This window comes from Rhodococcus sp. 320_ES, assembly GCF_059691855.1.
The window spans coordinates 578,789-599,610 of sequence record NZ_JCAWAG010000005.1; the positions used below are offsets into that span (position 1 = coordinate 578,789).

17 protein-coding genes are annotated in these 20,822 nt (G+C 66.3%); 5 read left to right on the top strand and 12 right to left on the bottom strand.

Annotated elements, in window-relative coordinates; translation table 11 throughout:
• Positions 1–35: 35 nt before the first annotated feature.
• From AC59JP_RS20375 to AC59JP_RS20390, 4 genes are read right to left on the bottom strand one after another with little or no spacing between them, the layout of a single operon-like run.
• A complete protein-coding gene (locus AC59JP_RS20375; RefSeq protein WP_497327607.1) occupies positions 36–1,160 on the bottom strand; it encodes a PIG-L family deacetylase in 1,125 nt (374 codons plus the stop codon).
• Between the two features lie 28 nt (positions 1,161–1,188).
• A complete protein-coding gene (locus tag AC59JP_RS20380) occupies positions 1,189–1,902 on the bottom strand; it encodes a DUF2652 domain-containing protein (RefSeq protein ID WP_497327608.1) in 714 nt (237 codons plus the stop codon).
• 49 nt (positions 1,903–1,951) lie between these two features.
• Positions 1,952–3,637 carry an MFS transporter gene (locus AC59JP_RS20385; RefSeq protein ID WP_497327609.1) on the bottom strand — a complete coding sequence of 562 codons (1,686 nt, stop codon included), beginning with the start codon at positions 3,635–3,637 and terminating at the stop codon, positions 1,952–1,954.
• Positions 3,638–3,682: 45 nt separating this feature from the next.
• Positions 3,683–4,201 (bottom strand): 2'-5' RNA ligase family protein, encoded by a 519-nt coding sequence (locus AC59JP_RS20390; protein ID WP_497327610.1) that lies wholly within the window; start codon positions 4,199–4,201, stop codon positions 3,683–3,685.
• Between the two features lie 67 nt (positions 4,202–4,268).
• Between AC59JP_RS20390 and AC59JP_RS20395 the strand changes: the two genes are divergently transcribed.
• On the top strand, positions 4,269–5,378 hold the full coding sequence (locus AC59JP_RS20395; protein ID WP_497327683.1) for an isocitrate/isopropylmalate dehydrogenase family protein: 1,110 nt from the start codon (positions 4,269–4,271) through the stop codon (positions 5,376–5,378).
• Here AC59JP_RS20395 and AC59JP_RS20400 read toward each other — a convergent pair.
• A complete protein-coding gene (locus AC59JP_RS20400) occupies positions 5,375–6,214 on the bottom strand; it encodes a class I SAM-dependent methyltransferase (protein WP_497327684.1) in 840 nt (279 codons plus the stop codon). The genes AC59JP_RS20395 and AC59JP_RS20400 overlap by 4 nt on opposite strands.
• A gap of 282 nt (positions 6,215–6,496) precedes the next feature.
• Between AC59JP_RS20400 and rpsA the strand changes: the two genes are divergently transcribed.
• Positions 6,497–7,978: a 30S ribosomal protein S1 gene (rpsA, locus tag AC59JP_RS20405; protein WP_497327611.1), complete on the top strand. Its 1,482-nt coding sequence runs from the start codon at positions 6,497–6,499 to the stop codon at positions 7,976–7,978.
• Between the two features lie 139 nt (positions 7,979–8,117).
• On the opposite strand, the gene AC59JP_RS20410 is transcribed toward rpsA, so the two are convergent.
• Positions 8,118–8,336, bottom strand: coding sequence for a hypothetical protein (locus tag AC59JP_RS20410; RefSeq protein WP_497327612.1), 219 nt, complete (start codon positions 8,334–8,336; stop codon positions 8,118–8,120).
• A gap of 134 nt (positions 8,337–8,470) precedes the next feature.
• On the opposite strand from AC59JP_RS20410, the gene coaE reads away from it, so the two are divergent.
• The gene (gene coaE / locus AC59JP_RS20415) at positions 8,471–9,703 is read left to right on the top strand and encodes a dephospho-CoA kinase (protein WP_497327613.1); all 1,233 of its coding nucleotides are present in this window, start codon (positions 8,471–8,473) and stop codon (positions 9,701–9,703) included.
• Here the strand turns inward: coaE and AC59JP_RS20420 are convergent.
• Both AC59JP_RS20420 and AC59JP_RS20425 read right to left on the bottom strand, forming a co-directional pair.
• Complete coding sequence (locus tag AC59JP_RS20420; protein WP_497327614.1) at positions 9,693–10,046, bottom strand: DUF2200 domain-containing protein; 354 nt, start codon at positions 10,044–10,046, stop codon at positions 9,693–9,695. The genes coaE and AC59JP_RS20420 overlap by 11 nt on opposite strands.
• Before the next feature lie 28 nt (positions 10,047–10,074).
• Positions 10,075–10,608, bottom strand: a complete 534-nt coding sequence (locus AC59JP_RS20425) for a ribonuclease FAU-1 family protein (protein ID WP_497327615.1) — start codon at positions 10,606–10,608, stop codon at positions 10,075–10,077.
• Positions 10,609–10,672: 64 nt separating this feature from the next.
• On the opposite strand from AC59JP_RS20425, the gene uvrB reads away from it, so the two are divergent.
• Positions 10,673–12,835: an excinuclease ABC subunit UvrB gene (gene uvrB / locus AC59JP_RS20430; RefSeq protein ID WP_497327616.1), complete on the top strand. Its 2,163-nt coding sequence runs from the start codon at positions 10,673–10,675 to the stop codon at positions 12,833–12,835.
• Positions 12,836–12,841: 6 nt separating this feature from the next.
• On the opposite strand, the gene AC59JP_RS20435 is transcribed toward uvrB, so the two are convergent.
• Together AC59JP_RS20435 and AC59JP_RS20440 are read right to left on the bottom strand one after the other, a co-directional pair.
• Positions 12,842–13,699, bottom strand: a complete 858-nt coding sequence (locus AC59JP_RS20435; protein ID WP_497327617.1) for an ABC transporter permease — start codon at positions 13,697–13,699, stop codon at positions 12,842–12,844.
• Positions 13,696–16,563, bottom strand: coding sequence for an alpha/beta fold hydrolase (locus AC59JP_RS20440; protein WP_497327618.1), 2,868 nt, complete (start codon positions 16,561–16,563; stop codon positions 13,696–13,698). The genes AC59JP_RS20435 and AC59JP_RS20440 overlap by 4 nt, the downstream gene beginning before the upstream one ends.
• Positions 16,564–16,718: 155 nt before the next feature.
• Between AC59JP_RS20440 and AC59JP_RS20445 the strand changes: the two genes are divergently transcribed.
• A complete protein-coding gene (locus tag AC59JP_RS20445) occupies positions 16,719–17,171 on the top strand; it encodes a universal stress protein (protein ID WP_497327619.1) in 453 nt (150 codons plus the stop codon).
• Between the two features lie 55 nt (positions 17,172–17,226).
• Here AC59JP_RS20445 and AC59JP_RS20450 read toward each other — a convergent pair whose 3' ends face one another.
• The gene (locus tag AC59JP_RS20450) at positions 17,227–19,539 is read right to left on the bottom strand and encodes a HelD family protein (RefSeq protein ID WP_497327621.1); all 2,313 of its coding nucleotides are present in this window, start codon (positions 19,537–19,539) and stop codon (positions 17,227–17,229) included.
• Between the two features lie 170 nt (positions 19,540–19,709).
• Positions 19,710–20,813: a DoxX family protein gene (locus AC59JP_RS20455; protein WP_497327622.1), complete on the bottom strand. Its 1,104-nt coding sequence runs from the start codon at positions 20,811–20,813 to the stop codon at positions 19,710–19,712.
• Between the last annotated feature and the right edge of the window lie 9 nt (positions 20,814–20,822).

Below are 20,822 nucleotides of genomic sequence, written 5' to 3' on the forward strand. Positions count from 1 at the left end.
GCATCCGCCGCGCGGAATCATCCCGACTGGCAGTACTACGTCAGCGAGGTGTCGAGTGCGCGTTTGGGGAGCACCCGCACGAAGTATTCGACACCGAACATCTCGCGCAGAATCGCGTCGGGAAACATCGTGGGATCGATGGGGTACTGCGACCGATGAGCTGCAGTGGCCTTGATTTTGTGGCCGACGAAGGCGGAGACGTCGATGCACGTGTCCACGCGGGCGTCCACCCGATCACCCGAGGGTAGGGCCCTGGTCTCGGCAGATCCGGCGCGGCCGTCGTTGGGAACGGATTCCGCTGCGACGAAGGTCAGGCTGGTCACGTCGTCCAGCGCGACGACGTGCGCGTTGCGGGGTCGACCTGTCGCGATGCTGACTTCACCGATGAACTCACCCGGTCCGGACCGGTCGACCACGTGTACCTGCCCGTCGTCGTTCTCGCGGCGGATCTCCACCGTCCCGGAGAGCAGGAAGTACATGGAGTGGGCGGCTTCGCCCTGTTCGACGAGGTAGGAACCGGACGGGAACCATTCGACGTTCACCAGGTCTCCCGCGTACCCCAGTGCGCTCGTCTCCCGCGAGAACACCCACAGCGCGCGGACGAACTCGTCGGATCCCTTGAAGCGGGTCGCCAGTTCGACGACCCATTCGGCCAATCGGGCGCCGAGCAACATGCGGCTCCGCGGTAGATAGCAGTGGAAGAGCCGGATCGCCGAGCTGTGTTCGGTGCAGGCGGTGGTGACGGCCGCCCCGACGGCGATGTGGTCGGAGTGACCGGAGAATCCGTCGGGCCCGAACGTGATCACGACGTCGGGTGCGAATCGGTCCAGCAGGGTCGAGGCGATGTCGGCGAGCTCGGAGGCGCCGACGTCAGCTAGCCCACCGTCGACGAAATCGAGACAGTGTGTCTCGACGAGTCCGAGCTCGAGGCCTGCCGCAGCGAGCTCTTTTTCGCGGACCGCGGTCAGTGTTGCGCGCGTGGCCGTGCCGGCGTCGCGAATCTGTCCGGCGCCGCCTTTCGTGAACGACACCACCCGGACGTCGGCTCCGTTGCCGGCGTACTTGGCCAACGTGCCGCCGGCGCAGATGGTTTCGTCGTCGGGATGGGCAAAGATACCCAGGACACGCAGTGCCCCGGGGGTCGAGTCGTCGTGCGCCACATTCGTCCGTTCCGACCGCGCGCTGCCATCAGGCGGTGGCGGTGAGTCGTCTGCGTCGCAGTCCCAGCATGTACGGCATTCCGGCGCCGGCGACGGCGAGGGTCTTACCGAGTCTGCCGATAACCGACGGTCCGCGCACGGCGGCCTCCGATACCGGAAGATCTGCGATGTCCACGACGTGCGACGTGACCGGGCCGATTCCCTCGAGATCCTGGGGCACTTCGGTGGTGGAGACCGGGACGGACGACCCGCCGGCCCGCAGGAGCTCGTCGGACAGCAACACGTATTCGTCCAGCTCGACCGGGTTCTTGAGCAGGCGATGCACATGGATGACGTCGATGCCGACGAGCTTGCGCCGGTTGCGGATCGTCTGAGTCGCCACTTCACCGAGGTGCGCCACGAACTTGAGTTGCAGGCTCGTCGCGCGGGTGCAGCTCTTGCACGGACACAGATTGGTCTGCACGTAGGTGCGCTCTCTGTGGAACGCCTGGTGCATGGCGGCGGCTGCGTCGAGAGTGCGTTGCAGGACGGTCCGGCCGTCCAGCGAGTCCGTACTCAGGGCGAGGAAAGCTGCGTCGCCCTCGATCTCGATCAACTCGAAGTCGGGTACCGCGTCGACCACGCGTCCGAGAAGCCGACCGGTGTTCACCTCCGCGTGCGCCAAGCTCATCCGGTGCGAGCCCATGTAGGCGGTGTAACCACTCATGTCGGCGATGAGAAGAAGTGTGGGTCCGGTTGTCATGACGTGCTCGTTTCTGCTGGTTCGGTTCGTTCGGTCGCCGAGTGGACGGTCAACTCGGCGGGCGTTCCTGCTCACCGTCGGGCGTGAAGCGGTCGAGAAGGTTCTCGACCACCGACCCCGCTTCCCGCGCGCTCGGCGTGTAGCCGAGGACCGCGGGAAGAAAACGATCGGATCGGAGCGCCGCAAGCCTGAGTTCGTCGGTCGCCACCACCGACGCCGTTCGCCTGGTGCGTCGAAGCAGGGCGATCTCGCCGAATCCGTCCCCGGGGCCGAGCGAGGTGATGAGTCGTCCGTCACCGACCACGTCGGCCGCTCCCGATTCGATGACGAAGTAGTGGTCACCGACCTCGCCTTGCGAGAAGACCGGTCGGCCCGACGGTACGACCACCGGTTCGAGTCCGCGCGCGAGCTGTTCGATGGCGGGCAGCGGGAGAACGCTCAGCATGTGCACCGAGTGCAGCAGGTCGATGTCGTGGTCGAGCACACCGATCGAGTCGTCCATTCGGCGCAGCCGTCGCCACGAGAGCACCGCGAGAACGGGACACACCAAGCCGACGGCGACGAGGGTGGGACGGATGCCGAACCATTCGACCAGGGTCGACGCGATGATCGCCCCGACGCCGATCGACAGTGCCACAACACTTTCCAGCGCCCCGAACACTCGCGCGAGCACTTTGTCGGCGGCGAGCCGAGCGAGCAACGTGAATCCGGACAGGTCGATGAGCGAGTTGCCGATGCCGACACAGGCCAACAGGACCAACGCCAGGACCCACTGCGGCACGATGCCGATCAGTGCGACCGGAACGCCCCACAGCGCCACCCCGACCGCGAACCACGCTCCGAGCTTCTTCGTGCTGACGAGGAGGGACGCGCCCAGCGAACCCAGTACGGCGCCGGCGCCGATCGCGGCGTTCAACAGCCCGACTCCCGGTTCGCCGGTACCCAGAAGTTGTATCGCGACCACCACCGTCAGGACTGTCAGCGCTCCGCGGGTGAACGATTGCGCAGCGGCGAGACCGATGACGAGTGTCAGGTCGCGACTGCGGCGCACCACCCCGAGCCCTTCCATCGCCGATCGAAGGAGTCCCTCGTTCGTCGGGGCAGCCGGTCGGGGAGGGGCGTCGTACTTCAATCGGAGCACCAGGGCGCCCGCCCACAGCGATGCGCCGGCGGCCACCGCGAACACCACGGTCACGTCGTAGAACCGCAGCAGGAGGGTGGCGAGCAGAGGCCCGACGAGTGTGGCAGCGGCGTCGAGCAGTCCGCGGACCACATTGGCGCCGGCGAGTTCGTACCCGCTCCGACACAGCGACGGCAACAGGGCAGAGTGCGCCGGCCGATAGAGCGTCGCCGCAACGGTCGAGACTGCGGCGAGCGCGTACACGACGGCTGTCGGTCCGCCGACCCCGACGACGACGGCAACGGCGCCGGTTGCCACGGCACGCAGAACCGACACGACGAGCAGGACACGTTCGCGTCGGCCGCGGTCGGCGAGCGGGGAGAGCAGTGGGGCGAGAACCGCCGACGGAACCATGCGCAGCAGTCCCACCAGTCCGACTGCCGCCGCGCCGCCGTCTCGGTACGCGACGATGCCCAGGCCGACGGTGAACGCCCATTCCGCAGTCCATGCTCCGAGAAAGCTGAGTTGGGCTCGGCGCAGGTTCGGGTTGCGCGCGTTACTGCCGAAAGCGCCGGCCGCGCCGGCCAGTGCACCCCCGAGTCCCCCGACCGTCATGGGCGAGATGCTAGTCCCGACCTGCGGTTCCCACCGGCGAACGAGTCAGCTGATGGGCCACTCCCGCTTGCCGTCACCGTCCCACCGGCGGATTCGCGAGACGGCGCCGACGGCATCGCTCAGTGTCGGAATCAATTCACGTACGGCGGAGGCGAGCTGGTCCGGTGTCATGCGCATCGCCAACGTCACGTGCGGCGTCCACTGCTCCGGAGCGAGATGCGGCGGCACGCCGTCGGCGTGCCGCAGGGCGTGCTGCGTTCGGTGGTGAAGGTCGAGCACCCCGGTCGACGGAACCACCGCCCGTGCGAGCACCACGTTGCGGCCGCCGAACACCAGCAGTCCGCCGAGCCTCAGGTCTGGGTGTGCGCCCCGCGCGACCTCGATGAGTTCGCGCTCGGCCTCGTCGGGAATCGACTGGGCCACGCCGATCGTGACGTGCGGTCGATTGGAAGCGCCGCGGTGCTTGGCCTGGCTGGGAAGGCCGAGTTCGGCCAGATAGTCCCACTCCCGACGCACCCGCTCGTCGAGTTCGTCGTCGAGCAGCATTTCGATCGACTGCACCATGGTGAGCAATGATGGCCTCATGGCTAGTGCAAGCAACTCTGCGGGTAGGCCGGAGGCCGGTCGGGTTATGGCGGGTAGGCCGGAGGCCGGCCGGGATTTCAGCGGGGCGGGTTACCCCATCGGTGTGATGGACGGTGACGGTATCGGCAAGGAGATTGTCCCCGGTGCCGTGCGTGTCGTCGACGCGGCGGTGTCGGCCGTCGGGGGTCCGCCGATCGCGTGGGTGCCGCTCGCCTTCGGGCGCGACGCATTGGACGAGGTGGGCACCCCGATTCCCGACGCCACGCTCGACGCGCTCGCCTCGTTGCACGGGTGGATCGTCGGTCCGCACGACAGCGCGTCGTACCCGGAGGAGTTCCGCGGTCGGCTGACCCCCGGTGGGACCGTGCGCAAGCACTTCGACCTGTACGCGAACATTCGGCCGGCCAAGGCGATACCGGGTGTTCGCGCGATGTCGCCGTCGATGGACCTCGTCGTCGTGCGCGAGAACACCGAAGGCTTCTACGCGGACCGCAACATGTTCGTCGGATCGGGGGAGTTCATGCCCACCGCCGACGTCGCGCTCGCGGTCGGCGTCTTCACCCGCTCGGCGTGCGAGCGCATCGCTCGCCAGGCGTTCGAGCTCGCGCGATCACGCAGGAAGAAGCTCACCATCGTGCACAAGACCAACGTCCTCGCGCTGACGACGGGCCTGTTTCGCGATGCCTGCCTCGACGTGGCCGAGGACTTCCCGGATGTCGAGGTGCGCAGCGAGCACGTCGATGCCGTCACCGCGCACCTGGTGCGTTCGGGCGAGGAGTTCGACGTTCTGGTCGCCGAGAACATGTTCGGCGACATCCTCTCCGACCTCACCGGTGAATTGGCGGGTTCGCTCGGCAGCGCTCCGTCGATCAATGCGTCCGATTCGAAGGTGATGGCCCAGGCGGCCCACGGATCGGCGCCCGACATCGCCGGCCACAATCGTGCGAATCCGACCGCCATCATCTCGTCGAGCGCCTTGATGCTGGACTGGTTGGCGTCGCATTCGGGACCGTCTTCGTTCGCGTCGGCCGCCAGGCACATCGAGCGTGCGGTGGCGGCGACCATCGAATCGGGAGTGGCGACGTCGGACATCGGCGGGCTCGCGTCGACCAGCGAATTCGTCGAGGTCGTCGTCGCGCACGCGTTGCGCGGCTAGAGCGGTTTCTCGCAGCAGAAGATCGCGGTACCGGGAAATATCTCGCCACGAAGCGGCGACCACTGACCCCACTCTCGATCGAGCCATTCTGGCCAGTCCGGTTCGACGATGTCTCGAAGAACGAGACCCGCTCCGACGATTTCCCGGACCCGATCGCCGACCGTGCGGTGATGTTCGACGTAGGTGGCGACTCCCTCGGCATCGAACTCCGCGTACGGCGTGCGATCGAAGTAGGGAATGGTCGCGGTCAGTCCGGCCGGGCCGGGGTCGTCGGGAAAGACCCACCGCATCGGGTGGTTGACGGAGAACACCCAGCGACCGCCGGGCCGCAGCACCCGCCGGACTTCCCGCATCACGGCCGCCGAATCGGCGACGAAGGGGATGGCGCCGAACGCGGAGCAGGCGATGTCGAAGGAGTCGTCGGCGAACGGGAGTGATTCGGCGGAGGCCTGCAGCAGAGTCGGCGCCGGGCCATCCTGGTCCGCGATCGCCCGCCGACCGTGTTCGAGCATTCCCATCGAGATGTCGAGGCCGACTGCCCGGGCGCCGTGGGAGGCCAACCAGCGCGAACACGGCGCCGAGCCACATCCGATTTCGAGAACCGACCTTCCGGCCACGTCACCCAGGAGGTGGACGTCCCCTTCGTGCAGGCCTTCGGGGCACCAGACGAACTCACCGAGCGGGCTGGAGACACCGAGAAAATCGCCGTGTGTGCGGTGGTAGTCACCGGCGTCGCGGTCCCACCACGACCGAGACGCGCGTTCGCTGGAACGCGAATCGACCTTGCGGCGCCCGGGGGCGCCGACCTCGGGCGCGGGCGGCGGGGTCGACGGCAATTCTGCGGACACGCGATCGGAATCGGCAGACACGCGCACTACCGTAGCCGGGTTTGCCCGCCTCGACGGACGGCGCGTAGTCTCACATACGCGAATGTCTACCGGGGATGATTTCTGTCCCGGGTACGGCACCAGCATCACACGACGTACGCGTGAAGTTACTGCAGTTCTCGCCGTTCGGCAGTTCGAATGTGGCACCTGCTCTCCGTCACGGTGTCGTCGTGTGAATGTCCGACCGAACATCCATCCACCGACCACAACCCGTCCGGAGCAACTCAACACATGCCCTCTTCCACCGTCACCTCACCGCAGGTCGCCGTCAACGACATCGGCTCTGCGGAGGACTTCCTCGCCGCGATCGACGCCACGATCAAGTACTTCAACGATGGAGACATCGTCGAAGGAACCATCGTCAAGGTCGACCGTGACGAGGTTCTGCTCGACATCGGTTACAAGACCGAAGGCGTCATCCCGTCCCGTGAGCTCTCCATCAAGCACGACGTCGACCCCAACGAGGTCGTCTCCGTGGGAGATGAGATCGAAGCTCTCGTCCTCACCAAGGAGGACAAAGAGGGTCGCCTGATCCTGTCGAAGAAGCGCGCGCAGTACGAGCGTGCCTGGGGCACGATCGAGGAACTCAAGGAGAAGGACGAGGCCGTCAAGGGCACCGTCATCGAGGTCGTCAAGGGTGGCCTCATCCTCGACATCGGTCTCCGTGGCTTCCTTCCCGCCTCGCTCGTCGAGATGCGTCGCGTCCGCGACCTCCAGCCGTACGTCGGCAAGGAGATCGAGGCCAAGATCATCGAGCTCGACAAGAACCGCAACAACGTCGTCCTCTCTCGCCGTGCATGGCTCGAGCAGACGCAGTCCGAGGTTCGCAGCGAGTTCCTGCACCAGCTGCAGAAGGGCCAGGTCCGCAAGGGCGTCGTGTCCTCGATCGTCAACTTCGGCGCGTTCGTCGATCTCGGTGGGGTCGACGGCCTGGTGCACGTGTCCGAGCTGTCCTGGAAGCACATCGACCACCCGTCCGAGGTCGTCGAGGTCGGCAACGAGGTCACCGTCGAGGTTCTCGACGTCGACCTGGACCGCGAGCGTGTGTCCCTGTCGCTCAAGGCAACTCAGGAAGATCCGTGGCGTCAGTTCGCCCGTACCCACGCGATCGGTCAGATCGTGCCCGGCAAGGTCACCAAGCTGGTTCCCTTCGGTGCGTTCGTTCGCGTCGAAGAGGGCATCGAGGGCCTCGTGCACATCTCCGAGCTGGCCGAGCGCCACGTCGAGGTGCCGGATCAGGTTGTCACCGTCGGTGACGACGCGCTCGTCAAGGTCATCGACATCGACCTCGAGCGTCGCCGCATCTCGCTGTCGCTGAAGCAGGCCAACGAGGACTACAGCGCCGAGTTCGATCCGTCCAAGTACGGCATGGCGGACTCGTACGACGAGCAGGGCAACTACGTGTTCCCCGAAGGCTTCGACTCCGAGACCAACGACTGGATCGAAGGCTTCGACAAGCAGCGCGAAGAGTGGGAAGGCCGCTACGCAGAGGCCGAGCGTCGTCACAAGATGCACACCGCTCAGATGGAGAAGACCGCCGCAGACGAGGCGCAGGAAGCAGCCAACGCTGCCGCCGGCTACTCGTCCGAGACCGGTGCCACCCCGTCCGAGGACGGTGCGCCTGCGGCCGCCGCTCCGGAGTCGACCGGTGGATCGCTCGCCAGCGATGCTCAGCTCGCAGCTCTGCGGGAGAAGCTGTCGGGCAACGCCTGACACGCATCACCGACTCGTAACCGAAGGCCCCGAATCCATGAGGATTCGGGGCCTTCGGCGTTCTACCGACCTGCCGCTCCTCGACACACAAAAATCCCGGCTCCCGTACGTCGGGAGCCGGGTCTCGTGACCGGGCGGATCAGCCTGCGGTGGCTGCACCCCAGGACGAGCCGATGCTGTCGCCGCGACGACGCATCGACGCGAAACTGTGGCGTGCGGGGTTCAGATTGAGGAGTGTCGTGAACCAGTTGCGGCGGTGTTCGGCCAGTGCGTCGGCAACCTGGGGAATCAAGATGCAGTGGACACCGCCCGGCATGCCGAGACGGTGCCGACCCGGCAGATTCCGGTGAGGTTCCATTGTCGTCCTTTGATCGTACGAGCGGTCAGTCTGTTGCGCGCCCTGAAGATAACCGAAGAGTTGGTAAACCTGAGGTATTTGGGACGGGTGTTTCGCGGCGTGTTGATCTTGGCAGGGATGGCAGACTGAGTGCCGTGCTGAACATTGGATTGACCGGGGGAATCGGTGCCGGAAAGTCGACCGTGTCGAAGACTCTTGCCTCGCTGGGAGCGGTGATCGTCGACGGCGATCTCATCGCTCGCGAGGTCGTCGAACCGGGAACTCCGGGGCTGGCCGCGCTGGTCGAGAAGTTCGGTGAGGACATTCTCGCCGAGGACGGGTCGTTGAACCGACCGGCGTTGGGCGCCATTGCATTCGGGGACGAGGAGTCACGGCTCGCGCTCAACGCGATCGTCCATCCCCTCGTCGGCGCGCGCCGTCAGCAACTGCTCGACGAGGCCGCCGACGACGCGATCGTCGTGCAGGACATTCCCCTCCTCGTGGAGACCGGCGCCGCAGCGTATTTCGCCCTCGTCATCGTCGTCCACGTCGAGGAGGAGGAGCGCGTGCGCAGACTCGTGGAGATCCGCGGCATCACCGAAGCCGATGCGCGCTCACGCATCGCAGCCCAGGCGACCGACGACCGCCGTCGGGCCGTGGCGGACGTCTGGCTCGACAACTCCGGCGCGCAATCCGACCTCGAAGTCGTCGTTCGCGAACTCTGGACCGACCGACTCGTGCCGTTCGCGGAGAACGTCCGCAGCGGTACCGTCGCGAGATCGCTTCCGAGGCTGGTGGAGTGGAACGAGCGGTGGGCGCCGGATGCGGCGCGCATCATCGCCAAACTCGCCGCGGCCTGTGGCGAGACGCCGACGCGTATCGATCACATCGGCTCGACGGCCGTGCCGGGCATGCCCGCGAAGGACGTCATCGACATCCAGATTTCCGTGACCAGTCTCGACGCGGCGGATGCCCTGCGGAAGCCGTTGCACGACATCGGCTTTCCTCGCATCGACAACATCACCACCGACGATCCGAAGTCGTCCGGTGCGGTGCCCGGCGAAGCAGATCCCGGATTGTGGCAGAAGCGAATTCACGGATCGGCCGATCCGGCGCGCCCGGTGAACGTTCATCTTCGGGTGGACGGGTGGCCAGGTCAGCAGTTCGCCCTGGCGTTCCGGGACTGGTTGCGCGCGGAGGCGTCGGTCGCCGCGGAGTACGCGGACGTGAAGCGGCGTGCAGAAGAGGCCGCAGCCGGCGTCGACGATTATTCGTCCGCCATCGCTGCGTACGTCGACGCCAAGGCGCCCTGGTTCGACGCCGCCTACGATGGAGTGCAGACGTGGATCCAGGACACCGGGTGGACGGACTCGGAACCTACCGGCTGACGGGGCTGCGGAGGATCTTGTCCATCGCCTTGCCCTTGGCGAGTTCGTCGACCAACTTGTCGAGGTAGCGGATCTTCTGCATCAGCGGGTCCTCGACTTCCTGAACCTTGACTCCACAGACCGATCCGGTGATCAGCGAGACATGGGGATTGACGCGGGCGGCGGCAAAGAATTCCTCGAACGTGGTCCCGGCATCGAGATGGCGAGTCAGTTCCGCCTCGTCGAAGTCGGTGAGCCACCGGATGATCTCGTCCACTTCGGCCTTGGTGCGGCCCTTGCGCTCGGCTTTGGCCACGTAGTGGGGATAGACCGAGCTGAACGGTGTCGTGAAAATTCTGTGCACGCCGACAATCTAGTCGACTTCGACGCAGTCATCGGTCGTGTTCGTCGCGCCAGGTCGTCGGCATGCCCAACGAGGTCAGCCACGCGTCCAGATCGTGGTCGTGGCGCGCGATTCCGTCCACGGCGGTGGTCGCCCGATGGATCGCTCGCTCACAGGTGTCCGAATCCAGCAGACCCAGTACTCGAGCATCGAGCAACTCGTCCACGTCCAGTAGTTCGATGTCGCGGCCTCTGCGCACGACGATGTCGAGATAGTGATCCACCGAGGTCCACACGTCACCGTCACGGGTGAACTCGCCGATGTCGACGTAGTAGTCCTGATCGCGGGCGTGCTCGGGCACGTAGTGAAATATCGAGGCTCGCAGACCGAGCGCCGGTAGAAGCCACGATTCGAGGTACCGGAACGACGGGTGGTCGGACGGCCGGGCCATGTACAGACCCCACGGTTCGACGCGGTATTCGTCCACCGGACGAAGGAATCCCTTCGGGTCGGTGTTGGTGAGCTGCGCGACGTCGAACGTTTCGACCTTCGGGACGTGGAGCCGATGCGGGTGGGGCGGCATGGGACGACGCTACCGCCGACCTGCGGGACAGGAACTTGTCGGTGCCCACGTTTACCCTGGAGACATGGCGTTTGCAGCTGAACAACCCGTCGTGGCCCATTCCGAATTCCGACCGGTGGGTGAGATCGAGCGGTCCGAACAACCGTTCACGGTAGTCAGCGAACATACCCCTGCGGGTGACCAGCCGGCGGCCATCGCCGAGCTCACTCGCCGCATCAACGACGGCGAGAAGAACGTCGTGCTGCTCGGAGCAACGGGCACCGGAAAGTCGGCCACCACCGCGTGGCTGATCGAGCAGGTGCAGCGGCCCACGCTGGTGATGGCGCCCAACAAGACGCTGGCCGCGCAGTTGGCGAACGAGTTGCGAGAGATGTTGCCCAACAACGCCGTCGAGTACTTCGTCTCGTACTACGACTACTACCAGCCCGAGGCGTACATCGCTCAGACCGATACGTACATCGAGAAGGATTCGTCGGTCAACGACGATGTCGAACGTCTGCGCCACTCGGCCACCGCGAGCTTGCTCTCGCGGCGAGACGTCGTGGTGGTCGCGTCGGTGTCCTGCATCTACGGTCTGGGTACGCCGCAGTCGTACGTCGACCGGTCGATTCACCTCGAACTCGGCGTCGAGGTTCCGCGGGATGCGTTCCTGCGGCTGCTGGTCGATGTGCAGTACACCCGCAACGACATGGCGTTCACGCGTGGGTCGTTCCGCGTTCGCGGTGACACCGTGGAGATCATTCCCTCGTACGAGGAGCTCGCCATTCGCATCGAGTTCTTCGGGGACGAGGTCGAGGCCCTGTACTACCTGCACCCCCTGACCGGAGACGTCGTTCGACAGGTCGACAGCGTCCGCATCTTCCCGGCCACTCATTACGTGGCCGGGCCGGAGCGCATGGAACGTGCGGTCCGAGACATCGAGGCAGAGCTCGAGGAGCGCCTCGCCGAGTTGGAGGGCAAAGGCAAGCTGCTCGAGGCTCAGCGACTGCGGATGCGTACCCAGTACGACCTGGAGATGATCAAGCAGGTCGGCTTCTGCTCGGGAATCGAGAACTACTCCCGCCACATCGACGGTCGCGGCGCCGGCACTGCGCCGGCAACTCTGATCGACTACTTCCCCGAAGACTTCCTGCTCGTCATCGACGAATCGCACGTGACGGTCCCGCAGATCGGCGCCATGTACGAGGGCGACATGTCGCGCAAGCGGAACCTGGTGGAGTTCGGATTCCGTCTGCCGTCCGCCACCGACAATCGACCGCTCACGTGGGAGGAGTTCACCCAGCGGATCGGGCAGACGGTCTACCTGTCCGCGACGCCGGGCAAGTACGAGTTGGGCCAGGTCGGCGGCGAGTTCGTCGAGCAGGTCATTCGCCCGACGGGTCTGGTCGACCCGGAGGTCGTCATCAAACCGACCAAGGGGCAGATCGACGATCTGGTGCACGAGATCCGGCAGCGCACCGAGCGGGACGAGCGCGTGCTGGTCACCACCTTGACGAAGAAGATGTCCGAAGACCTCACCGACTACCTCCTCGAACTCGGTATTCGCGTGCGGTACCTCCACTCCGACATCGACACGCTGCGTCGCGTGGAGCTGCTTCGCCAGCTGCGTCTCGGCGAGTACGACGTCCTCGTCGGTATCAACCTGCTCCGCGAGGGTCTCGACCTTCCGGAAGTGTCGCTCGTCGCCATCCTCGACGCGGACAAGGAGGGCTTCCTGCGCAGCGGCACCAGCCTCATCCAGACGATCGGCCGCGCGGCCCGCAACGTGTCGGGTCAGGTGCATATGTACGCCGACAAGATCACCGATTCGATGGCCTACGCCATCGAGGAGACCGAGCGGCGCCGCGCCAAGCAGATTGCCTACAACCTCGAGAAGGGCGTGGATCCGCAGCCTCTGCGCAAGAAGATCGCGGACATCCTCGACCAGGTCTACGAGGAGGCCGACGACACCGATGCCACCGTGGAGATCGGTGGCTCGGGTCGCAACGCCAGTCGCGGACGTCGTGCCCCCGGAGAGGCGGGTCGAGCGGTCAGCGCAGGCGTGTACGAGGGCCGCGATGTCACGTCGATGCCGCGCGCCGAACTCGCCGATCTCGTCAAGAGCATGACCGACCAGATGATGAACGCCGCGCGCGAACTGCAGTTCGAGCTTGCCGGTCGGCTCCGCGACGAGATTCAGGATCTCAAGAAGGAACTGCGTGGGATGGACGCCGCGGGACTGAAGTAGCTCCGGTCAGCTCGTGATGTCCTTCGTCGCGAACCGCCGCCACGCCAGCAGGCCGAAGACGGTGGCGTAGGCGGCGGAGGAGAAGGCGCCGATCAACAGATCGTCCCACTGCAGGGTCGGTGACAGAACGCTGGTCCACGACGTCGAATAGTGGCCCGGCAGAAAGTTTCTCAGCGATCCCAGAGCGGTGATCTGGTCCAGGATCTGAACCAGAATCGACACCATGACCGTGCCTCCGACCGCGCCCAGAGGAGCATCGGTCGAGACCGACAGCGCCAGGGCCAAGCCGGCGACCCACAACATGTTGACGGCAATGAACGCCACGCCGATCCCCAGCCGGCCCAGTGCAGTGGCGTAGGGGAGTGAGTCGCCGAACGGGCTCACCAAGCTTCCGGTCCCGTAGAAAATGGTTCCGAGAAGCAACGACACTCCGACGAGGACAGTGATCGCCAACGCGGACAGAATTGCCGACACCGCCGCCTTCTGCGCGAGCAGCCGCGTGCGGGGCACCGGGATGGCCAGCAGGTACTTCAGGCTCGACCACGATGCCTCGCTGGCCACCGAATCGCCGAAGAACAGCGCGACCACCACGATCAGCAGGAAACCGACGGACACGAACAGCGCGAAGACCGTGAAGTTCACCCCGCTGCGGGTGCCGAGCTCGATAAGGCCGCCGGTGTCGGAATCGGCATCCGAACCGCCCACCGCGAACGCTATCGCGAGGATCACCGGCAACAGCGCCAGAAACCCGAGAGCCAATTGAGTGCGGCGTCGCTTGAACTGTCGCGCGAGCTCCGTCCTCAACGGAAGCGTCGACCGTGCCGAATAGCCGGCGACGCGTCCGTCGGCGTGTGCGTTGGTCACGTGAGAACTTCCTGTTCGTCCTTGATGGCATCGTCGTGCACCAGGTCGAGGAACACGTCCTCGAGTCGGGTGGAGCGCGACACGGAGTTCACGGTGACACCCGCATCGACCAGGGCGCGTACGGCGTCACCGGTCGCCACGGCGCCGAGGTCGGCGCGAATCGCGTTCGGGTCTGTCGGATTGGCCGCCACGGTCCCGACACCGTCGAGGCCGCGCAACACCTCGGCGCCGCGCTCGACCGGGTCGACGCGGAACTCGGTGGGGCCGACGCCTCCGATCAATTGCTGCACGGTTCCCGAACTGATGACCGCACCGCGGTTCATCACCACGACGTGGGTGCACGTCTGTTCCACCTCGGCGAGCAGGTGACTGCTCACCAGGACCGTGCGGCCGGTCCGCGCGTAGTTGATCAGCACGTCGCGCATGGTGCGGATCTGAGGCGGGTCGAGACCGTTGGTCGGTTCGTCGAGCACCATCAGGTCCGGCAGCCCGAGCATCGCCTGTGCAATGGCCAGTCGCTGCCGCATGCCCTGGCTGTAGGAGCGCACCTTCCGCTCGACCGCCGCTCCCAGATCGGCGATGGTCATCGCCTCCTCGAGATGCGCGTCCTCGAGCGGTCGTCCGGTCGCCTCCCAGTACAACCGCAGATTCTCCGAGCCCGACAGGTGCGGCAGGAAACCGGAACCTTCGACGAACGACCCGAGGCGAGACAGGACCGGCGATCCGGGTGTGACCGCGTGACCGAACACCCGGATGTCACCGCTGGTCGGTGTCATGAGACCCATCAGCATGCGCAGGGTGGTGGTCTTTCCGGCGCCGTTGGGTCCGAGGAGTCCGAGAACCTGTCCTTTCTCCACGGTGAAGGACACACCGTTCACGGCCTTGAACCCGTTGGAGTACGTCTTGCTCAGGTCGGTGATGACCAGGGGCGTGTCGACGAGGGCGGGATCGACCTCGGCGGCCACTCGGCGTCGACTCACGATGGTGCTCGCCGCGACGAGGGCAGCGACCAGTGCGGCCAGGATCCCGATACCGACGAGCGGCCAGACCGGGAACGACGAGGTGGTCGATTCCGACGGGACACTCAGTACGACGAGTGACCGGTCGGCGAGGGAGACCGAGAACTGGGCCGGCTCGAGCGGCACGGAATACGCCTGGTCCGTGGTGGCGACAGTCACCTCGAGGTGATGGCCGGCCGGGACGCGATATCCGATACCGGGAAGGGCGACGCGCACGGTGGTGGCCGTTCCGGATGTGTTGTCGGGCAGCCGAAGTGCCGACACCAGCCCGTTCGGAAGCGTCCGTCGACCGTCCGGCGAGACGTCGTACAGCTTGGCGAACAGGACGGATTGCTGCGTCCCTGCGATGGCGCCCACGGTGAGATCGACGGTCGACGTTCCGGTGATGGTGAGCGAGGAACCGAGCGGATCGCTGCGGAAAGTTGCGCTCTGACCGGGGATGTCGGAGGCCAGAGCAGATGCAGCGGCCGATGCGCTCACCGCGGCCAGGGGCGATCCAAGGCCGGGAATGGACGAGATGGCCGACGGTGTCGCGCCGGGTGGGCGGACCACGATTTGCGACGGACCGTCCGTGACCGGGGACAGTTCGATGTTCTGGGTCGGAACCTGTTGTCCGGCGGTGAGACCGGGGTAGTCCGCCGTTGTCATGGTTTGGGCGCGGCGACCCTGATCGGTGGGATCCCCTGTGAGGCTGTACGAGAACTGGCTGTCCTTCGTGGTATCGCCGCCGCCCATGAGGTGGTCGGTGAGGAAGTCCGCCATCTCGGCGTCGCTGGCTGCGTTGGTGCCGCCGGCGTCGTGACCTCCTTCGAACCACTTCACCTGAACGGAACCGCCGGCCTCGGCGATCTGTCGCGCGGTGGCGTCCGCCTGGTCCAGTCCGAACAACGAATCCTGTTGTCCCTGAACCAGAAGCGTAGGAGCTTTGATGTTCGAAGCGAACGACACGGGGGAGTGTCGGGTCAGAAGTGCGGACGTCTCGGCGCTCGGAACACCCGTGACGGCGGATTGCGCGTACGCGGCGCAGAACTCTGTCGCGAAGCGCCCACACGGGTCCGGGGTTCCCGACTGCGACCCGGCCGCCGGCGGTTGCGCGCCCCCGCTCGCCTGATCGCCGCCGCCCGCGGAGGGCAGCGCGCCGGCGCCGAAGAACACACCGGCCCAACCCTTCTTGAGTACACCCGTTCCACCGGCGGTCGCTGCTGCCGGGGTCGGAGGCACGTAGCCGGCGACCGCGTTCGCGTCGATCGGGGCGGCGTAATTGGGAAAGAGCGACTGCCCGAGGTCGTTCCACGTGATGGCCGCGGCGTCCGCGTCGATGCGCCGATCGGTCCCCGCGAGCATCAAAGCGAGTGCGCCGCCGTACGAACCGCCCGCCACGCCCACTCGCGGATCACCCGGGCCGTCCTGCTGCACCACGTCGGAGCGAGTGGAGAGGTAGTCCACCAGACCGCGCGCGTCGGCCACCTCGCGGTCCGGATCGTCGAGCGAGATCTTCCCGGTGCTGGCGCCGAAACCGCGGGCCGTGTAAGCGAGAACGACGAATCCCCGGCTCGCCAGGTCGCGTGCCTGGCCGTCGACGGAGTTCTTGTCGCCGCCGAAACCGTGAGCCAGCAGGACCGCGGGCGCGGGCGTGGTGGCCGGAAGATAGAGGCGGGTATCGATATTCACGGTCTCGCTCGACCCGGGGCTCTCCGGGAACGGCATCATCGCGTCCTCGGTTCGCACCGAAGCGGAGTCGGCGTCGGACCGGAAGAACATGACGGCGATCACGGCGACGAGGACGAGAACCAAAGCTGCCCCACCGAAAGCCATCGTTCGCTTGGACATTCGGACGAGGTGCATGGCACCAATGTAGGCGAAGGTCTAGAACCAGCACGTCTACGTGTAATCGCTCCGTGTTCGCCGCCGACAGGCGCTACTGTCATTGCCGATGGCGCAGTAGCTCCACCGGCGCCGAATGATGTGTGAAACACCCGGATCATCCATGGAGGAAATGAATGAGCGCTTACCGCACTGTCGTCGTCGGAACCGATGGCTCCGATTCGTCCCTGCGGGCCGTCGAGAAGGCAGCGGCACTGTCCGGTGACGCCGGCGCGACGCTGTACATCGCGTGCGCCTACTACCCGGACGACTCTAAGTCGACCTCCTCGGACGCGGACGCACTCGGCGCGGACGCCTACCAGATCACCGGCTCCGCCCCGACTCGCGAGATTCTGCGTACCGCAAAGGAACGCGCCGTGGCCGCGGGAGCAAGCTCGATCGAGGAGAAGTCGGTCGTCGGCAATCCCGTCGACTCGCTGCTGCAGTTGGTCAAGGACGTGCAGGCCGATCTCCTCGTGATCGGCAATCGCGGTTTGAACTCGCTGACGGGCCGCCTTCTCGGTTCGGTGCCGTCCGACGCCGCTCGGAAAGCTCAGTGCGACGTGCTGATCGTGCACACCGTTCGCTGACGTCCACGCAGTCGTCTCTGCCCGCCACGGTGTCGCCGTGGCGGGCAGCGTCGTCTCAGGAGGCGGTCGCGGCGAACTCGTCGAGCGCGGACAGCACGTCCGGGAGTGGATGGACGTGCACGACGCCCAGCTGCTGCGTGGCGCGCGTGAGTGCGACGTACAGATCGTTCATGCCGCGCGGCGAGTCGTCGACGATCTCCGACGGCTCCACGATGATCACCGAGTCGAACTCCAGACCCTTGGCTTGCGTCACCGTCGACACCACCACGACGTCCGAGCGCAGATGTGACAGCAACTCCACGGTGTCCTGCCCGGCGAGGATCGCAGACAGACCGGGCCGGGGATGCTCGGCAATGCGTCGCTCCACCGTCGCGGCGAGGTCCTCGGACGTCGTGCGCAAGGACCACGGGATCGAGCCGTTGTCCCGCACGGAGCGTGGCGCGCTCGCACCCGGGTCCAACGCGGTCAGCACATCCTGGGCGACCGCCATGATCGACGCGGGCGTGCGGTAGTTGACGGTCAGCTCGGTCAGCTTCCACCGGTTCTTCACATATGGCTCGAGCACCCGCTGCCACGACGACGTCCCTGCGGGATCGCCGGTCTGGGCGACGTCACCCACCAGCGTCATCCACCGGTTCGGGACCCGGCGCATCACCATGCGCCACGCCATCTCGGACAGCTCCTGGGCCTCGTCGACGATCACGTGCCCGTAGGTCCAGGTGCGATCACCGGCCGCGCGTTCGGCAGTCGTCAACCGCCTCCCGCCGTCCTGGCGTTGTGCGAGCTGGCCCGCGTCGATCAGGTCGTACGCCATCAGGATCTCGGGGTCGAGTTCGTCTTCGAGATCCTGTGGGGCGGACCCGGTCAGGATGTCGAGCGCGCCCTGCGCGTCGGCGATCTGTGCCCGCCATCGCCGCTGCTCGCGCTCGCGTTCGGCGGCGTCGTCCATGCCGAGAAGTTCCGCCAGTTCGTCGAGCAGCGGTGCGTCGGCGGGGCTGCACCGACCGTCGTCGGCGCGGAACAGAGATGCTCGAGCGTTCTCGTCCAACGATCCCGCCGCAGCGGACAGTCGGTCGTCGGACGCAAAGAGACCGGCGAGAACATCCTGCGGCGTCAACTCCGGCCACAGGGAGCCGATCGCTTCCATCACGTCGGGGTCCGTACGCATCTCGTCGCGAATGTCCTTGAGATCGTCGCGACTCAGGAGAGAGGAGCCGTCGAGCACGTCGGATCCGACCACACGGGCGAACTGGTCCGCCAGCGCGTCGATCATGCTCGACACGAAGATCGGTCGTGCGAGGTTGTGCGGCCGTCGGGAAGAGCGGGCGCGCCCGCGGGCGCGGCCGACCATCTTGCTGTCGATCGTCAGCGTATAGGTGTCGAACGACACCGGGACCGGCTCGGATGGGAGCTCCTGCCGATCACGGACGGCGCGCGTGAGGACGTCGATCATGGCCAGGGACCCCTTGACCTCGGCTGCGTCGACGGTGTCCGCGCGCGAGGTGTCGACTCCGGGGTACAGGTTCCCCACCGTGGACAGCAGCACCCCTGTCTCGCCCAACGACGGGAGCACTTGACCGATGTAGTCGAGGAAGGTGCTGTTGGGCCCCACGATCAGCACGCCGCTCTTGTCCAGCTGCTGGCGATACGTGTAGAGCAGGTATGCGGCGCGGTGCAGCGCGACCGCAGTCTTGCCGGTTCCCGGTCCGCCTTGGACCACCAGAACACTGCGGTGTGTCGACCGGATGATCGCGTCCTGCTCGCGCTGAATGGTCTCCACGATGTCGTTCATCTGACCCGTGCGTGCGGCGTCCAGGGCGGTGAGCAGCGCGCTCTCGCCGGCAACGCCGTCGGAACCGTCGCTCACTCCCGCTGCCGTGGCCGCATCGAGGTCGAGGTACTCGTCGGACAGTCCCGTGACCCGCCGACTGCGCGTGCGAATGTGGCGCCTGCGCAGCACCCCCTCGGGTGCGGCCGGGGTCGCGAGATAGAACGGCCGCGCCAGCGGCGCGCGCCAGTCGTAGAGCATCGACTCGAAGTCGTTGTCCTCGTCGAGGATTCCCACCCGGCCGATGTATCGCGGCGCTTCGTCCGTGACGTCGATGCGGCCGAAGCACAGGCCGTTCTCCGCCGCGTCGTATTTGGCGATGTCGTCGTTGTAGAGGTTCGAGTACGACTCCCGCTCGCTGCGAGCCTGCGGCGTGCCACCCGTCTCGAGAAGAACGGTGCGCAGGCGCCGCGTCGCGTAGGCACGCAATGCGTCGAGGCGTTCGTAGAGCCTGGAAACGTGGTCCTGCTCCGACGCTGCTGCCGAGCCGACGGACGGCGAGGTGTCGATCTTCGAGATCGAAGTGCCCTGATCCGGCACGTGGTCTCCTAGATGTTCGCGTTGAAGTGCGACGAAAAGTCTACGGACAATCGGCGACTCGGGACTGACACCGCAGGTCGGTGCGACAGAGCCTCCAAACAACAGAGCCCCGGAAAACACGAACGGCCGACGGGACTGAAGTGTCCCGCCGGCCGTTCGGTGTGAATGTGTCAGAGCGACCAGGAACCGACCTTGCCGTCGAGCTGCGACTTGGCGTCCTTGGCTCGCTTCTCGGCTGCCTTGCGTGCGGCCTCGAGCTGCTTCTCCGCGTTCTTGCGTGCGGCTTCGAGCTGCTTCTGGGCGTCCTTGCGGCCCGACTTCACCTGCTTCTTGGCGTCCTTGCGGGCCGAGGCGAACTGCTTCTTGGCATCCTTGCCGGCCGACTTGGCCTGCTTCTTGGCCTTCTTGCCGTACTTGGTCTTCCAGTCGGCGAGCGACGATGCCAGTTCACCGGTCTCGGTGCGCGCGCGCTCGGCGGCCAGTTCGGCCAGCTTGCTGCCGCGTCCCTGGGCCACCTCGGCGAATTCGGACCCGCGCTGGCCGGCGACCTCGGCGAGTTCGGACCCGCGCTGGCCGGCAACCTCGGCCAGGTCGGCTGCACGCTTGGCGGCCAGGTCGGCCCACTTGCTGCCGCGCTCCTGCGCGAGCTCGGCCAACTTGGAGCCGCGGTCCTGAGCGACGTCCGCCAGTACCGCGCCACGCTCGGACGCAACATGGGCGAGCTTGTGCACGCGCGCTCCGGCGACTTCGCTCACCTCGGAGAGGGGACCGCTGCCGTCGGACGACGAGGTCAGCGGAAGTGCACCGACCACGGCGGTCTGAGCGACCTTGGCCGCCTTGCGTCCCCGCCATGCCAGCGACGGCTTGCCCTCGGTGTCCACGGCGGCGATGAGAAGGCCACCGAGCAGGCTGAGGTTCTTGAAGAACTGGGTGCGCTGTGCAGCCTTGGCGGCCGGGTCCGTCTCCTCCCAGAAAGCGTGACCGGCGAGCGTCGTCGGGATCAGGCTGCCGGCGAGTGCTGCGGACGCGATGCGCGGTGCCTTGCCCGTTGCGAGGAGAATGCCACCGCCCACCTGAACGGCGGCGTTGATCTTGACAAGCGTGACCGGGTCCGAGGGAACCTGCTCGGTGACTTCGTTGGGCAACGCGTCCTGTGTCTTCTCGATCAAGGGAGCGGCCGCCTCGGCCCTCCCGGTCGGGTTGCGCAGTGCGTCAATCCCACCTGCGATGAAGATGGACGCCAGCATCGGTCGAGCGACTCGACGGACAATCACCTAGTGCCT

What these genes read in the sequence shown, in the direction of transcription:
- AC59JP_RS20380 (WP_497327608.1), bottom strand. Translation starts at nt 1,902, where the DNA reads ATGACAACCGGACCCACACTTCTTCTCATCGCCGACATGAGTGGTTAC.
- AC59JP_RS20385 (WP_497327609.1), bottom strand. Translation starts at nt 3,637, where the DNA reads ATGACGGTCGGGGGACTCGGGGGTGCACTGGCCGGCGCGGCCGGCGCT.
- AC59JP_RS20390 (WP_497327610.1), bottom strand. Translation starts at nt 4,201, where the DNA reads ATGGTGCAGTCGATCGAAATGCTGCTCGACGACGAACTCGACGAGCGG.
- AC59JP_RS20395 (WP_497327683.1), top strand. Translation starts at nt 4,269, where the DNA reads ATGGCGGGTAGGCCGGAGGCCGGCCGGGATTTCAGCGGGGCGGGTTAC.
- rpsA (WP_497327611.1), top strand. Translation starts at nt 6,497, where the DNA reads ATGCCCTCTTCCACCGTCACCTCACCGCAGGTCGCCGTCAACGACATC.
- AC59JP_RS20410 (WP_497327612.1), bottom strand. Translation starts at nt 8,336, where the DNA reads ATGGAACCTCACCGGAATCTGCCGGGTCGGCACCGTCTCGGCATGCCG.
- AC59JP_RS20425 (WP_497327615.1), bottom strand. Translation starts at nt 10,608, where the DNA reads ATGCCGCCCCACCCGCATCGGCTCCACGTCCCGAAGGTCGAAACGTTC.
- uvrB (WP_497327616.1), top strand. Translation starts at nt 10,673, where the DNA reads ATGGCGTTTGCAGCTGAACAACCCGTCGTGGCCCATTCCGAATTCCGA.
- AC59JP_RS20440 (WP_497327618.1), bottom strand. Translation starts at nt 16,563, where the DNA reads ATGCACCTCGTCCGAATGTCCAAGCGAACGATGGCTTTCGGTGGGGCA.
- AC59JP_RS20445 (WP_497327619.1), top strand. Translation starts at nt 16,719, where the DNA reads ATGAGCGCTTACCGCACTGTCGTCGTCGGAACCGATGGCTCCGATTCG.